We start from the raw sequence: 13740 nt of genomic DNA on the forward strand, positions 1-13740 counted from the left end.
CAATTCTTCCAAAGCCGCGCTTGCAGCCTCGGGATTCGGCGCCGTATAGATCGGTTTGATATCCCGCTTCATCGCATCCCAGTCGACCCGGGACGCGAGCCGGAACGTATTGCGAATCAGGTGGATGTTATGCCGATATCGGCATAACATCCATTACTCCGACATCGTGACATCGCCAGCACGGGCGCCGCCCCCAGTAGCAACCCCTGTCCCCACCGAACACGAAACCCGGCCGCTACCACGCACCAGACCCCCTCGCGGCCTTCCTCGAAGGCCTCTGATTATGCCGAGCCGACCTTGAACTGAAGGAACGAGCTCTCGCCAGAACCACACCACCTTGCAGATAGATCTGAGTGGTGTTGACGTTCTCGTGGCCGAGCCAGAGTGCGATGACGGTGACGTCGACTCCGGCGCGGAGCAGCCGCATTGCCGCGGTGTGTCGTAGGACGTGCGGTGTGACGTTCTTGGCGGCCAGCGTTGGGCAAGTCAGTGCAGCCGTGGCGGAGTGGAGGGTCAGCCGCTGTTGCAGAGCGTCTGCGCTCATGGAACCACCGTGATTGGTTGGGAACAAAGGGTTCCCAGATGGCGATGGCTGTTCCGCGAGCCAAACGCGCAGGGCAGTGACTGTGGTGTTGGTCAAGGGTGTGATGCGGTCTTTGCGTCCTTTCCCGTGGCAACTGACATGTGCTCCTGTCTCGAGGTGGAGATGACCGCGGGTCAGTGAAGTCAGTTCGGAAGCTCGGAGCCCGGTCTGGGTCGCGAGCAGAAACAAGGTGTGGTCGCGGCGTCCGGTGCGAGTGCCGCGATCCGGAGCAGCAAGCAGAGCCTCGGTTTCGGCGTCGGTGAGGAACGTGACGATTGTGTGGTCGGACCGTTTGGCCGGGATGGCCAGGACTCTGCCGATGTCGGCGGCGTGTTCGGGATGGCGTAGTGCGGCGAAGCCGAACAGGGAGTGGATCGCAGCCAAGCGGGCGTTGCGGGTTCTGACGGTGTTGCCGCGCGCGTGTTCGAGGTGATCAAGGAACGCGGCGATCACGGGCGCTTGCAGATCAGCGAAGTCCAAACGAGAGAACGGGAGCCCCGCTTGCGTGGCGGCGAAGGTGAGCAGCAGTCGCAAGGTGTCGCGGTAGGCGGCGATGGTGTGTGGGCTGGCTTGGCGTTGCTGGATCAACCGGTCAGTGAAGAACGCCTGGAGCGTCACTGTGATCGCGGTCATCACCGGCCTCCGAGGTGTGTCTCGAGCCGCCGAGCTGCTTCGGCCATGAGTTCCGGTGCGGCCTGCAGATACCAGTAAGTGTTGGCGGGCGAGACATGTCCAAGGTAAGTTGAGAGCAGCGGCAACAGTGCCGCGACGTCGCCCCCGTCGCGGTAGCACTCCAGCAAAGTGCGAACCGCGAAGGAATGCCGCAGGTCATGCGGACGTGGACGACACGACCGCGAACGAGCGGACAAGCCGGCCTGGCGGACCAGTTTCGCGAACGTCTGCCCGACGTTGTAGTTGAGCAACCGGGTTCCGGCGGTGGACACGAGGAGCGCTTCGCTGACAGGTGAAGGAAACGCATGATCACGCAAACCTTGGTAGGTTACCAGCGCAGTCATCGTGCTCTGGTGAAGCGGGATCTGGCGAGATTTGCCGAGCTTCGCGTGATGTACCAGGATCAGGCCGCCACTGATGTCGAAGTCGTTGTCGTCCAACGCAAGTACTTCACCGATGCGCATTCCGGTCACCGCGAGCAGACTGATGAGCGTCTGCATCGTGGATGTCCGCAGCGGTGTTCGCAACCGCTCGGCCTGCGCGAGCAATGCCGCGATATCGGTGTCGGAATAGAGATAGGGAACGGTGCGGCGGCCTCGCCCGGGTAGCAGCCCGGGTGGCGGGACTTCTGTGGCCGGGTCGAGCGTGTGCAGGTAGGCGGCGAAGCTGCGGACCACCGACAACCGCATCCCCAGCCAGCCCGGGCTGGCTGGAGCGGGCAGGCTCGCCCAGGCCACCGTGGTGACCGTATCGGTGCGCTGCTCGTCGAGATAGGTGAGGAATTGGGCGAGCAGCTTGGCGTCACGTTTCAGGCTGAATCCGAGACTGTGCCGCAAGTCCAGGTAGTCGGCCAGTGCTGTCCGGAGCGTCGTCATGACACACCTGCCGGCCACGGCCGTGCCAAGGTGCGCAGTGTCGCGGTGTCAACCTTGGCGTAGACCGCTGTGGTCAGTGGGCGTCGGTGCCGTAGCACCTGACCGATCTCGGCCAGCCCGGCGCCGGCGGCCAGCATCGATGTTGCCGCGGTGTGCCGCAGCCGATGCGCGTAGATCGCGCCCAGGCCCGCCCTGCGCCCGGCCGCGGCGACCGCTTGGGTGACTCCACCGGAGGTCAGGCCCCGATGTGGCGCTTTCACTCGGATGAACACCGACCGGTCAAGTGCTGTGACAGGCCTTCCTGACCGGAGGTACTCCACAATGGATTCACCGACGTCGGCGGGCAACGGGAGCCGATCGTGGCGGTCTCCCTTGCCCCGCACCGTGATCTCGCCCCGCCGCCAATCGATGTCCTCAAGTCGCATGCCAGCGACCTCTCCGGCCCGTAACCCCGTCCGGGATAGCAGTGTCAGCATCGCGAAGTCCCGCAGTCCAGAAGGACTTCCGAGGTCACACGAATCCAGCAGGGCATGGACATGCGCTGGTTGCAACGCCTGCGGCAGAGCTGGCCGCCGGTTGGCGACCTTAGGCACCACGTCCGCCAGTGACACGGCCAGAACACCATCCACATACCAAAAACGCAACAGCGACCGTAGTGCGGACGCTAACCGCTGCAGCGTCTTCGGGGCCAGCCGATGGGACTCCGACACCATGAATGACGTGACCTCACCGGGCGTCAGCTCATCCAGACCTACGCCGTTCCTACGCGCACAAATCACGACGAACGGCCGGATCAGCTCGATGTATCCGCGGGCCGCGGCGTCCGTTAAACCCCGCTCGGCAAGCAGATAGCCACGGAAACGTTCCACCAGCACATCGACCGGATCCGACACGGAATCCGCCGTCAGAGCCGGCGTGACACCGCGGTGCCGTAGATACGACAGCAACGGTTCCAACGCCTTGGCTGAACGCAACGACCGGTAGCGGGCCCGGCGCGCGACCAGGAACGCGTCCACCGCCGACGGTGTCAGCGCCGCGACGTCCAAGGCCTCGCTGTCCAGCCATCGACTCAGATGCGCGGCCAGTTCCAACTGTTTGCTTGCTGACAGCGGCGTGTAGCCCGTGCGCGTCAACTCTGCGGCGAACCCCGACGCGAACAACTCCAACGGGCCTTCAACCCGGGTCCCTGACACATCAACCATGATCGCTTCCCTCTCCAGATAGTGGACAGACAAGCGTCAAGTCAACCCCTGATTATGCCGACATCGCCAGCCCTTGAACCTCACTGACCTGCACCAACAGTCGCGACGTCGGCATAATCACGATATCGGAGTAATGCACGTTATGCCGATATCGGCATAACATCCACCTGATTCGCAATACGTTCCGGCTCGCGTCCCGGGTCGACTGGGATGCGATGAAGCGGGATATCAAACCGATCTATACGGCGCCGAATCCCGAGGCCGCAAGCGCGGCTTTGGAAGAATTGGAGGTCAAGTGGGGTAAGAAGTATTCGGAGGCGCCGCAATCGCTGCCGCCGATGGCGCTGCCTTGGTCGCGGGTGGAGCTGCTGCTGTCGCAGGTGGCCTCGTTATGGCGTCTGGTGGTCTCGGCAGTTTGGAAGACCTCAATTGGGATCCCGGCGACGGACGTAGTGACGACGGGTACCATGCGCCGGAGAGTCGTGAGCAACAGCAAGCAGACGCTGACCGTGCCTGGAGTGAGATCGAGCGGCGTGCAGGCAGAACCCTGAGCAAAGCTCAACGGCGGGCGTGGCACGACGAGATTACGGGACGTGGGTACGGTTATGATCGCATCCTCAAAGAAGGCATAGAACTGTTCTGCAAAGGAGGCTGACTGTGTCTGATCTGGCTGGCCGCACTCAAGGGCTGCCGGGTGACTGACCTCGGGAGAACCGTGAACATGGTGGAAGTCGGTCTGCGACGAGGTGATGCGATTTATCGTCTGCATGTACAGTGTCCATTTCGCGTAGTCCGGGGTAGTCGGATCCTCCTGGGGTCAGTCGACCTTGCCTACTCTGCTGATCGCAACGTGGATGCGAAGGTGGCATACGACATGCGAACCACGATGTATGATCGAAATGCGCAGATACTCACCAGCAAATTGAGTTCTGGGGATTTCCCCGTGCTTGATGCCGAGTTGGACGAGAATGGCGCGTTTTTCTTCGAAATTTCCGAAGCCGTCAGGTTTGAAATATTTCCGGCATGTTCCGGCGCCGTGGAAGGTTGGCGACTGTTCGAGAAGGGGTCTGATGTGCACTATGTCTATCCTGATTCGGCTGATCGGGACTGAGGTCTCGTTGACCTGAGGGGTGGGGAGGTGTCTCGATCCTGGATCGGTGCTCTGCCATTCGGCTTCGCGCTCGGCCCGTGTCACCATGCGCATCCCGAACGCTTCGGCCTCCGCAGCCATCTCGGGATCGGCGGGCCGGAACGAGCAAGTGAGGTGGTCTCAGTTGACCAGTGCGGGCAAAGGCGTCGCTGCCGTGATCGTGGTGACGGCGCCGCCCGGTGGATTGCTTGTAGCTTGGGGAGGCAGGAAGCCGAGGCCGACCAGGTCTGCCGTTGGGTTGGGGTAGTTGTGGTACTCGCCCCCGCCCACCGATGCGTCGTACTGGGTAACGAAGTCGATGAACAACGGACTCGAACGCCTGTTCGTCGCATCGATGCGGTAACTGTTCAGGCCATTTTGTTGCTGTGAGTGGGTATGTGCGATGATCTTGTTGTGGGAGAGGGTGTTCGTCCGTCATACGACGAGCTGGCTGCGCTGGTCGCAGCGCAGGCTCTCAAGCTCGCGCGTGCGCGCGAGGAGATCACCGCGTTGCGCGCCGAAGTCGCTGCGTTGAAACGGCGCCTGGGCACCAACTCGGGCAACTCCTCGATGCCACCGTCATCGGACCGGTTCAGCGAACCCGCCCCCAAGTCACTGCGCGGCAAGACCGGACGCAAACAGGGCAAGCAGCCCGGCGCTCCCGGAGCGAACCTGTCACCGGTCGAGAACCCGACACGATCGTCGACCACACACCGTCGGCGTGCGCGGGATGCGGCGCGGGTCTGCGCCGCGCCCACAACACCGGGACGATCCGGCGCCAGGTCGTGGACCTGCCACCGGTCCGCCCGACGGTGACCGAGCACCGCCTGCAGCGACTGAAGTGCCGAGGATGCCGCCACGTCACCACCGCGCCCGGACCGGCCGAAGCGACCGCGCCCGCCTGCTACGGACCGAACGTGACCGCGTTGGCGGTCTACCTGCTGACCTACCAGCACATCCCCGTCGCCAGGACAGCGCAACTGCTCGAGGACCTGCTGGGGCTCCCGGTGTCCACCGGCTGGGTCGCCGGTGTCCTCACCCCGGTCGCCACCAAGCTCGACGGGTTCGCCCAACGGGTCGAGCGGGCGTTACAGCTGGCGCCGGTGGCGTACGTCGACGAGACCGGTATCCCAGTCGAAGGCAAGGCCTGGTGGCTGCACGTCGCCTGCACCCCTCACCTCACCGCGTACCTTCCCCACAGCCAGCGCGGCGGTGAGGCGATGGACGACTTCGGGATACTCAACCGGTTCCACGGCATCGCCGTCCACGACGGACTGAAGTCCTATCAGGACTACGGACGGGCCCACGCCCGGTGCAACGCCCACCACCTGCGTGAACTGGTCGCAGCCAGCGAAGCCTTCCCGGAGCACACCTGGCCACTGATCGCGATCAAGACCCTCGAAGAACTCAACACCGCCGCCCACACCGCACGAGACACCGGCCTGGACGCAATCCCCGCCCACATCGTTGACCCGCTGATCTCGAGGTTCGTCCGCACCGTCAACCTCGCGGGGAAGACCATGCCGAGCAGCTGGCAGGCCTTGCCGTGGTCGGACCACCCCCGCCTGCGCGGGGAAGACCCCGCGAAGGGGGCTCCCGTCATTGTGCGGCCAGGACCACCCCCGCCTGCGCGGGGAAGACGGCAGCGGTCGCGAGACCGACACCGATAGAGACGGACCACCCCCGCCTGCGCGGGGAAGACGGAGATGGTGGAGAGGATCTTCTCGTCGGCCTGGGACCACCCCCGCTCGCGCGGGGAAGACAAGACGCTGCGGGACCTCGGCCTGCTGCAGGTGGGACCACCCCCGCTCGCGCGGGGAAGACTCGGGTGGAGTGGCCGGCAAAGTCGGCACGGCCAGTCCCGGAGGTTCGACGGCCAGCGCGGCCGCGGGCGGGAAGGGCGCGAACAGCCTGGGCGGAGCAGGCGCTGGCAGGGGCAAAGGCGAGGGCTCGGAGGACACTGAGCACAAGTCGAAGGTCCTGCTCTCGGCCGGCGACCCGGACAACGTGTTCGGCGACGGTCTCCCGAAGACCACGCCGCCGGTCATTGGTATCTGACGCCGTTTCGCGATCCGGGGGAACGACATACGATGCGGTTCGAATTGAGCCTGCTCGCGTACGACGTCGTGCGGGAGCAGGAGACCCACGGTGACCCTCACCCGACGTTGGCACGCGGCAAACTCTGGTACGACCCGGACGAGCGTCAACAGCTCGCTGTCGACGTCCAAGACGAGCTCGAGCAAGCCGGGCTGGCCCGCAACGGACGGCCGAGCTCGGCGTTCGTCGATCTGATTCACTTGATCGAGCGTCCTGAGGTCGAGTACTACATGCGGGGCACGATCCGCAACCGCTCTGTCTCGGTCCGGGTGGCGCGGTCCAGCCGTGACGCCGCGTTGGTGATTGCCAACGCCGACACGATGTTCGTCTTCCCGAGCAATCCGGACCGGGCGATCCGCGACGTCGTCGAGCAGCTCCCCGACACCCCGGGCGCCCACATCCAGTCGCTGTCGTTCGCCCAGGTCGACCTCGACGACGTCGCGGCGGGCCATGTCACGGGGCGGACGAGCGGGAGCATCGCGGATGCGAAGGCGGCTGCACGGTGGCTGCGCGCTCCGCGGACGAACGCCGGTCGTCTCTATGCTGGTGTCCGCGAAGGGCACATCGGCCGGCGGCGCTCCGAGGACCCGCCGTTCTGGGCGGACACCGAGTACGGGCGCATCGTCATGACCAAGGACACGACCGGCTGGTTTACCCTCTTCGGAGCAACCCCGCCGGATCTGGAAACCGTGTTCCACCAGCTTGAGGCAGCATTGGGCTGACGCCCACCATGATCTCGCTGGCTGTTCACTCGCTGGCGGGCGAGGCCCCTCGGCGCGACACCTCCCCCTCGTTCGCGCCGAGGGCTCCCTCGCGGTCAGGGCGTGGGCGGTTTCGGGTCCGGCGGGTAGCCGTCCGGTGCTCCGGTGATCGGCTGGGCCATGACGTGGACCTCGAACCTCGTGGTGTCGTAGCCGCCGGCGTCCCACGCCCGATCGGGGTCCGCGTAGCGCCATTCCTGTCCCGTTGCGCGCTCGCGCAGCAACCAACCCACGTGCCTGGCCTCCTCAGCTGAGCCGCCGCGGCCTTCCCCGCCGGGCGGCGCCCGTAGTAGAACACACGTTCGACAATTGGGCAAAAGGTAGCTGCCCAGCTGAGCATCAGGGGCGGAGGTTGCCGATGGCGAGACCGGCGATCTTCTTGGCGGCTCCGCAGGGGTCGTGCTGCCAGGGCCCGGCGGTCGGGTCATCCGAGATGTCGGGTTGGATGACGACCGTGGTTGTGGTGTCGATGCCGAGCACGAGAGTGCAGGCCAGCGGCTCGCCGGCCAGGCTGCCGTCCTTGCCGGTCTGGATGTTGATGATGACGCCGGGATAACCGTCCACGGTGGCTTCTTCCCAGTGGTTGCCGGTGTCGAACCCTCTAGAGTGGTAGTAGTAGAAGTGGTTCAGGCTGTGGTCCTGCACCGACGGGTCCCAGAAGATGGTGATCCTCGACTGGTCGAGATTGACGATGCATTCACCTGTGCTGCCCGCCGCAGGAGCTGACACGCGGGTGAACCCGATGCTGGTGAGTTGTGCGGCGGTGATCGCTGAGCAGGGGGCGGCGGTGAATTTGGCTCCGTTGAGCGGTGAGGGGATCGGTGGGCTGGGTACCACCGTGGTCGTCGGGGGCAGTGCGCTCGGTGTGATCGTCTGGTGGCAGCCGGCCACGGCGAGCAAGCCGACCACTAGGGCTGCTGCAGCCCATCGTCGGGTTGTGGTGCTCACGAGTCGTCGGCTCCGGGTTTGATGGTCCAGCGTTTCGGATTGCCGATGACCTCCGTGCTCGACCCGACCGCCAGGAGCGGCGGGAAGTTGGTCTGGATGACCGTGAAGTCAAGTCCGGAGCCGACCAAGTTCCCGATGTTCGTGATTGTCGAGCCGAGGGCGCTGTTGCAGTCGCGCCAGAAGGTGGCAAAGGCCGTATTGATCGTGTCGATGACGTCCTTGGCTTCGATGGCGTCCAGAATCGGGATGGGCAGTGAGGCGACGGCTATCGCGATTTTGCCACCGAGCTGGGACAGGTTCGCAGCACAGTTGCCGATGAGGGTGATCAGTGTCTTGTAGGTGTCGAGAACGTCTTTCGCGACGCTCGTCATCGTCGCGGCGAGCTTGATGATCTCATCCTGCCCTTTGGACAGCCTGCTGGTCGCCATGCCGGCGTACTCGGAGAACTGGGCGTAGCCGTCGCCTTGCCAGGCTCCTGCCAGTGACAGCTGGGCGTCGTTGATCGCATCGACGGCCTGGGTCAACTTGGTCTCACGTGAGAACTGCTCGGCCAGCGACATGGCTTTACCGAGATCGCCGAGCACGAAGACGCGCAGGTGGTCGAGGAGCGCGATGATTCCGCCCGCGCCGATGTACTCCGCGATCTTGCGGATCGTCGCGTCGGCTGCTTCCGGGTAAACGAACAGCGGGCTGGTGCCGGTGTTCGGCGGGGGAGCGGGGTGTGCCGGTCCCGGGATGACCTCGACCATCTACCGTGCTTCCCTCATCTGTGTGGTGTTCATTTCATGTCGCCTTCGATTTTCTTCATACGGTCGTAGGCGTCTTCATCGAGTTGCTCGTAGTACGCGGCCGCGGTCTGCAGGGCCCTGCTGAGGTTCTGCAGTTCGGTCACGTTGGCATGCGATATGTCGCCGATTGCCTTCAGTGCCTGGTTGTAGCGGTCAACGGTGCCTAACCCGCTGAGCCCGGGCATCATGACGGTGGTCGTCCCGGGTAGGCCCAGGTCGTTGGGGCCGAGGGCGGTGTGGGCGAGGTCGGTGTCGGCGAACTGCTGGACGAGATCGGCGGCGTTCTGCACTGTGTTGGCCGCTGTGCGCAAAGTTTCCGGGTAGACCAGGTAGCCCTGGTGGAAGTCGTCGCCGGGGATGCTGTCGCCGCTCATATCAACCGTGCTTTCTCCTGGGCTGCCGCGATCGTGGCTTTGCGCTGCTGGACAGCTTCTCGTTCAGTCGCCTGGATCCCGCGCATGAGGTGTTGCGCCAGGCTGGACGAGGTATGCCTCCGCACGATCTGGGCATCGAGGGTGAGGGCGACGAGGGCGCCGGCGCCGGAGACAGTGATGTCACCGAGTTCACCTGGTAGGGACGGGTGAGGTGCTCACTGTGTGCGTCGGCGACGGCGTGTTCTGCCGCGGCGATCTTGGTGTTGATCTCGTGCACGAGGTTGTACAGCTCGTCGATGTAGTTCACTGGGCGTCCTGCTCGTTGTAGCCGGGTTCCCTGAGGAAGTCGATCTCCTCGAAACTCTGCTCGTCATCCACAGGTTCTCGATGCGAAGGCGGCCGGGCCGGCCACCCGTGCGCCTCGTCGGAGACGAGTGGCGGCTGGGACGACTGCGGCTGGGGTGACCACTCCTGATCCTTGTCCAGGACGGCTTGGAGCTTCACCTGTCCCGCAGCGGAGGACTGCCGTCGCGCCTGGGAGATCGCCTCCACCACGGCGGGGCCGATTTCCTCCGGGTGGGCGCCTCGGATCGCGTGTTCCGTGATCGCCAGCGCGATCAGCGCGCCCTGTCCGGATACCGACACGGTCACGGCCCCGTCCGCGGATCGGGCCGAGTATCGGGCTGCCGCGAGCTCGGCGTCGAGCTCGACGCCCTGTTGTTCGAGTTTCGCCACGTCGAATGGCACCGCTGTACCCGCCTCCCCTGCGCCTCCGCCAGCCGCGGCTCGCGATCGTGGCGCTCCATGCTTCTTGCTCCGTAGTCTTCGTATGTGTAACCGACCGGTCCGCCAGAGTAGTCGTAGTCGCTTCGGGTGTCTGCGTAACGACGCTATTCGCATGCTGGACGCCGGGGCCTCGAGGACTGCCGCCCGCGAGGCGGATGCGCATGTCGACAGCCATGACTCCGCCTGAGAAGGAATAGAGCACCGTCACTCCGGCTTCCGAATCACCCCGCTCGGGGGAGGCCGGGCACAAGGCGACTCTTTCGCGCGGGCTGAGGGACCGCCCCCGCTCGCGCGGGGACGACACGAAACCAGTCCTCTACCGCGGCCAGTGGGCGGGACCACCCCCGCTTGCGCGGGGAAGACCTCGACTGGGTCGACACGGGACAGGGCGGCCAGGGACCACCCCCGCTCGCGCGGGGAAGACGCAAGACCACCATGGCCCACACCCTCGCGGTGCGACCACCCCCGCTCGCGCGGGGAAGACCAGCCACCCTTCGAGGTTGACCTTCGTGAGGTGCGACCACCCCCGCTCGCGCGGGGAAGACACTTCCTGACCTGGGAGTGTTCGGCCCTTTTCAGTCGTTTGTGATCGGTTTGGTGGCGGTGCAGGGAGGTCAGCGATCCACGTTGATAGTCGACCTTACTACTGCGCGATCTTGGCTGGGACCGGATGGAGTTGAACTCGTGGTGCTCGGTGTTCGACGCCCCACGTGGACTCGCGGCTCCGGCGACTTCAGGCTGCGTAGCCGCGCACCATGCTGGCCGTCGACGCCTTCACACCGGTAGACCGGTCGAGGTTGTCGTGCAGTTCCGTCGTCGTCGACTGAGCAAACTCGGGCGCCAGGTAGCTCCCGCACGCGTGCGGGTTCCGTCAGGGGTGTTGACGGTCACGAGCATGTCCGGTTTGGGACGGTACAGATCGAACTGTGCGCAGGTGTGGCCTCCTCGTTGATGATGACGATGCCACTGGACGGCCGGGGACTCGTTCCAGGCTGGCCCAGTCTCACCGAGTTCGATGAGCATGGAGTCCGGCGGAGGACCTCTCGGCACCGTTGGACGGTCGTCGTCATGCTCGCGCACATTCCCCGGTCGGCGTCGCGCGTCGAACGAATCCCAGAGTTCGTGTCGGCCAGAAACATTTCTTTGACTGTAACGAAATCCACCCCTTGTTCATCACTCTGGGAAGACATCCGGTGGTCGTACAGCCTCTAGTCACGTCCTGGACGTCACATCGCCAGAGGGTAGACGGATGTCAACCTCACCGCGCCCTCAACGTCGCCGCGGTCATGACTGTCCGCAAACCTCACGCACAGCAGCTGTAGTACTAGCGCGTTCCGGTCGACTTCCCTGCCGACACCTATCCGATATGTAGTCGCCGTAACAGGCAACACCGACGCCGCGACAAGTTGACAGTGGTTCAGCGGCGAAGGAGTCTTGAATGAGCAGCGCCCTACCGGACGACGTAAAACCGGTGAATGCCAATACTGGAAGCGTCGCTCAACCGGTCAAAGAACCCCGGCGGCGACGCGTCGCGTCGGCTTTGCGGGATATCAAAGACATACTGACGAGCATCACCGGCATCATCATGGTGGCGGTACCAGCGTTGGCAACGCTCGGCATCGGTGTCGCGGTTGGTCATTCCATAGCCCCCGCTCCAGCGACTACGGTCACCCAGACACCGTCGGTCGTGGCTGCGCCGCCCGCGGCTCCACCGCCTTCCAGTACAGCTGCGAATCCGCTCGACGGGAAGCAGTTGGGCGCCTACGACCTCACGCTGGTCTCCGGTTATTCCGCACCCATCGGTACCAACGCGCCAACGCAGCAGCAGTTCGTCGTGGGCAATGGCTCAGGTGATCTCTATTCGGATCCGAACTATTCGCTGTTCACTGTGGTCGGTACCACGAACAAACTGTTCAAGCTGACCGACAACGCCACCCCGACGTATGCCGGCTGCAAGGCAACCACGATCTTCACCGGCGGAATTCCGATCGTCACCGGTACGACGTTCTGCCTCGCCGAAAACGGCCGGATGGTCGGCGGAACCGTGACGGCCACCTCGCACGTCGTCGGCGGGCCCAGCACCGTCGGCATCATCGTCTGGCAGGACTCGTGAACCTCCGAGGTCCAGCGCTGCTGGCGGTCGGCGCGCTCGCTCTCGCACTCGGTGCGTGCGGGGTAGCTCCCGCCACTTCGACGAGACCGCTCGCGCCTGCTAGCGCAGCGGTGACCCCGGCGGCATCCGCATTGCCCGTCGCGCCGCCCCAGGCGCCCGGAACGCTCGTCACCCACAGCGGCTCGGGCACCTGGCAAAGCTCGCCGTTCGTCGTCAGCACGCCCAACGTCACAGTCCAGTTCTCCTACACCAGCACCTTCGACGAGGCGAACAGCCGCAGCAGCTCCCCGATCTTCGATGTCTTCTTCGGCGCCGGAACCGGCAAACCCACCCAGGACGATCGGATCATCGAGGAAACCGGGATCTACAGCAGCGAACAGTTGGTCCGGACAGACCTGACCCCAGGCCCGTACACCGTTTCGGTGAGCAGCAACGCGACCACCTGGTCCGTCACCATCGTCCCCGGCGGGACCGCCAGCCCGTAACTGCCAGAGGAAGGCAGATGGAAACCGATCGAACGCCGGGCGGAGAGGGAACTGGCCTTCGATCACGTGCTCGTAGTGCGAGCAGTGACAAACGAACCTGGCCAGGACAACGACCACTCGAATGCCTCGGGCGATCCGTAACGGTGCAAGGGGCGCTGTGCGACAACGGGTTAGCCGGGTCGTCGACGCACGTGCATGCGACTTTCGTAGTGACGATGCGCAGTTCGCTGACACCGTCGGCCGCGCCTCCCACGTCATCTCCGCGTGCCGTGGCACGGTAGCGCTGCGTCGGGCGACGTCGCATTTCTCTGCAGGCAGGCCCACTGGCGTAACCTATCCCGGCGGTAGCGGACAGAGCGTGACCCGCACGTTCGATTCCGCTGGCCACCTTGCCACCATCACTGACTGGAATAACAACACCACCAAGTTCGGCTACGGGCACGACAGTCAGCTGCTGACCACCACATACCCGAACGGGACCAAGGTCGCCAGCACCTACGACAACGCTGGCCAGCTCTCGGCTACCGCACTCACCGGCACGGCCGGGGCGACGTTGGCTGCGCTCGGCTTTACGAGGGACAACAGTGGTCAACTCGCGACACAGACCCCGACAGGGCTCCCGGATGGGCCGCAGACCTTTACCTACAGCGACCGGGAGCAGCTCGCGACGGTCAGTACCGGAGCCGCGACCAGCCAGTATTCGGCCGATGTAGCCAACAATCCGATCCTGGTGGGAGGTAGCCAGCAGGCCTTCGACGCGGCCGGTCAGTTGTGCTGGTCGTCGGCGTCCGTGGTAGCCAACTGAGGTTCCCCCCGGAGAGTGGACACCGTTTTAGCAGGGCACAGCCCTGCTGGAAGGATGTCTGTTATGTCTGCCCGCAAGCGTCGGTCATACACCGCCGAGTACAAGGTCGAGGCCGCGCATCG

16 protein-coding genes, 3 pseudogenes and 2 CRISPR repeat arrays are annotated in these 13740 nt (G+C 64.6%); of the genes and pseudogenes, 9 read left to right on the top strand and 10 right to left on the bottom strand.

Annotated elements, in window-relative coordinates; all coding sequences use genetic code 11:
- The 4 genes and pseudogenes from JWQ81_RS26595 to JWQ81_RS26610 form a co-directional block, all read right to left on the bottom strand.
- Positions 1-126, bottom strand: a pseudogene (locus JWQ81_RS26595) (transposase); the annotation flags it as partial.
- A gap of 109 nt (positions 127-235) precedes the next feature.
- Entirely contained in the window at positions 236-1216 is a 981-nt protein-coding gene (locus JWQ81_RS26600; protein WP_297545674.1) for a tyrosine-type recombinase/integrase, read from the bottom strand.
- Positions 1216-2130 (bottom strand): tyrosine-type recombinase/integrase, encoded by a 915-nt coding sequence (locus tag JWQ81_RS26605; protein WP_297545676.1) that lies wholly within the window; start codon positions 2128-2130, stop codon positions 1216-1218. The genes JWQ81_RS26600 and JWQ81_RS26605 overlap by 1 nt, the downstream gene beginning before the upstream one ends.
- A complete protein-coding gene (locus tag JWQ81_RS26610; protein WP_297545678.1) occupies positions 2127-3332 on the bottom strand; it encodes a tyrosine-type recombinase/integrase in 1206 nt (401 codons plus the stop codon). The genes JWQ81_RS26605 and JWQ81_RS26610 overlap by 4 nt, the downstream gene beginning before the upstream one ends.
- Positions 3333-3493: 161 nt before the next feature.
- On the opposite strand from JWQ81_RS26610, the pseudogene JWQ81_RS26615 reads away from it, so the two are divergent.
- Together JWQ81_RS26615 and JWQ81_RS26620 are read left to right on the top strand one after the other, a co-directional pair.
- Positions 3494-3661 (top strand): annotated as a pseudogene (locus JWQ81_RS26615) (transposase); the annotation flags it as partial.
- Between the two features lie 545 nt (positions 3662-4206).
- Positions 4207-4443, top strand: coding sequence for a hypothetical protein (locus JWQ81_RS26620; protein ID WP_297545680.1), 237 nt, complete (start codon positions 4207-4209; stop codon positions 4441-4443).
- 159 nt (positions 4444-4602) lie between these two features.
- Here JWQ81_RS26620 and JWQ81_RS26625 read toward each other — a convergent pair whose 3' ends face one another.
- On the bottom strand, positions 4603-4788 hold the full coding sequence (locus tag JWQ81_RS26625) for a hypothetical protein (RefSeq protein WP_297545681.1): 186 nt from the start codon (positions 4786-4788) through the stop codon (positions 4603-4605).
- Positions 4789-4875: 87 nt separating this feature from the next.
- Between JWQ81_RS26625 and JWQ81_RS26630 the strand changes: the two genes are divergently transcribed.
- The 4 genes and pseudogenes from JWQ81_RS26630 to JWQ81_RS26645 all read left to right on the top strand — a co-directional run bounded on the left by JWQ81_RS26630 (position 4876) and on the right by JWQ81_RS26645 (position 7280).
- Entirely contained in the window at positions 4876-5277 is a 402-nt protein-coding gene (locus JWQ81_RS26630) for a DUF6444 domain-containing protein (protein ID WP_297545682.1), read from the top strand.
- Positions 5160-5846: pseudogene (locus JWQ81_RS45100) on the top strand (IS66 family transposase); the annotation flags it as partial. The gene JWQ81_RS26630 and the pseudogene JWQ81_RS45100, both read left to right, overlap by 118 nt.
- 164 nt (positions 5847-6010) lie before the next feature.
- Positions 6011-6285: a CRISPR direct-repeat array (repeat unit 28 nt; unit sequence GGACCACCCCCGCCTGCGCGGGGAAGAC).
- Between the two features lie 9 nt (positions 6286-6294).
- Positions 6295-6519, top strand: coding sequence for a hypothetical protein (locus JWQ81_RS26640; RefSeq protein WP_297545684.1), 225 nt, complete (start codon positions 6295-6297; stop codon positions 6517-6519).
- Between the two features lie 32 nt (positions 6520-6551).
- Positions 6552-7280: an ESX secretion-associated protein EspG gene (locus JWQ81_RS26645; protein WP_297545686.1), complete on the top strand. Its 729-nt coding sequence runs from the start codon at positions 6552-6554 to the stop codon at positions 7278-7280.
- A gap of 95 nt (positions 7281-7375) precedes the next feature.
- On the opposite strand, the gene JWQ81_RS26650 is transcribed toward JWQ81_RS26645, so the two are convergent.
- The 5 genes from JWQ81_RS26650 to JWQ81_RS26670 all read right to left on the bottom strand — a co-directional run bounded on the left by JWQ81_RS26650 (position 7376) and on the right by JWQ81_RS26670 (position 10176).
- Positions 7376-7552, bottom strand: coding sequence for a hypothetical protein (locus JWQ81_RS26650; protein WP_297545688.1), 177 nt, complete (start codon positions 7550-7552; stop codon positions 7376-7378).
- Positions 7553-7658: 106 nt separating this feature from the next.
- Positions 7659-8267, bottom strand: a complete 609-nt coding sequence (locus JWQ81_RS26655) for a DUF3558 domain-containing protein (protein ID WP_297545690.1) — start codon at positions 8265-8267, stop codon at positions 7659-7661.
- Positions 8264-9016 (bottom strand): hypothetical protein, encoded by a 753-nt coding sequence (locus JWQ81_RS26660; RefSeq protein WP_297545692.1) that lies wholly within the window; start codon positions 9014-9016, stop codon positions 8264-8266. Before JWQ81_RS26660 ends, JWQ81_RS26655 begins: the two co-directional genes overlap by 4 nt.
- A 29-nt stretch (positions 9017-9045) precedes the next feature.
- Entirely contained in the window at positions 9046-9429 is a 384-nt protein-coding gene (locus JWQ81_RS26665; RefSeq protein ID WP_297545694.1) for a hypothetical protein, read from the bottom strand.
- A 303-nt stretch (positions 9430-9732) separates the two neighbouring features.
- A complete protein-coding gene (locus JWQ81_RS26670; RefSeq protein ID WP_297545695.1) occupies positions 9733-10176 on the bottom strand; it encodes a YbaB/EbfC family nucleoid-associated protein in 444 nt (147 codons plus the stop codon).
- A gap of 314 nt (positions 10177-10490) precedes the next feature.
- Positions 10491-10760: a CRISPR direct-repeat array (repeat unit 27 nt; unit sequence GACCACCCCCGCTCGCGCGGGGAAGAC).
- A gap of 893 nt (positions 10761-11653) precedes the next feature.
- Here JWQ81_RS26670 and JWQ81_RS26675 point away from each other — a divergent pair.
- From JWQ81_RS26675 to JWQ81_RS26685, 3 genes are all read left to right on the top strand, one after another.
- Positions 11654-12328 (top strand): hypothetical protein, encoded by a 675-nt coding sequence (locus tag JWQ81_RS26675; RefSeq protein ID WP_297545697.1) that lies wholly within the window; start codon positions 11654-11656, stop codon positions 12326-12328.
- A complete protein-coding gene (locus JWQ81_RS26680; RefSeq protein WP_297545699.1) occupies positions 12325-12813 on the top strand; it encodes a hypothetical protein in 489 nt (162 codons plus the stop codon). Before JWQ81_RS26675 ends, JWQ81_RS26680 begins: the two co-directional genes overlap by 4 nt.
- Positions 12814-13171: 358 nt before the next feature.
- The gene (locus JWQ81_RS26685; protein WP_297545701.1) at positions 13172-13618 is read left to right on the top strand and encodes a hypothetical protein; all 447 of its coding nucleotides are present in this window, start codon (positions 13172-13174) and stop codon (positions 13616-13618) included.
- Positions 13619-13740 lie beyond the last annotated feature (122 nt).

The sequence above is a fragment of the Amycolatopsis sp. genome, assembly GCF_025464955.1.
Classification (GTDB): domain Bacteria; phylum Actinomycetota; class Actinomycetes; order Mycobacteriales; family Pseudonocardiaceae; genus Amycolatopsis.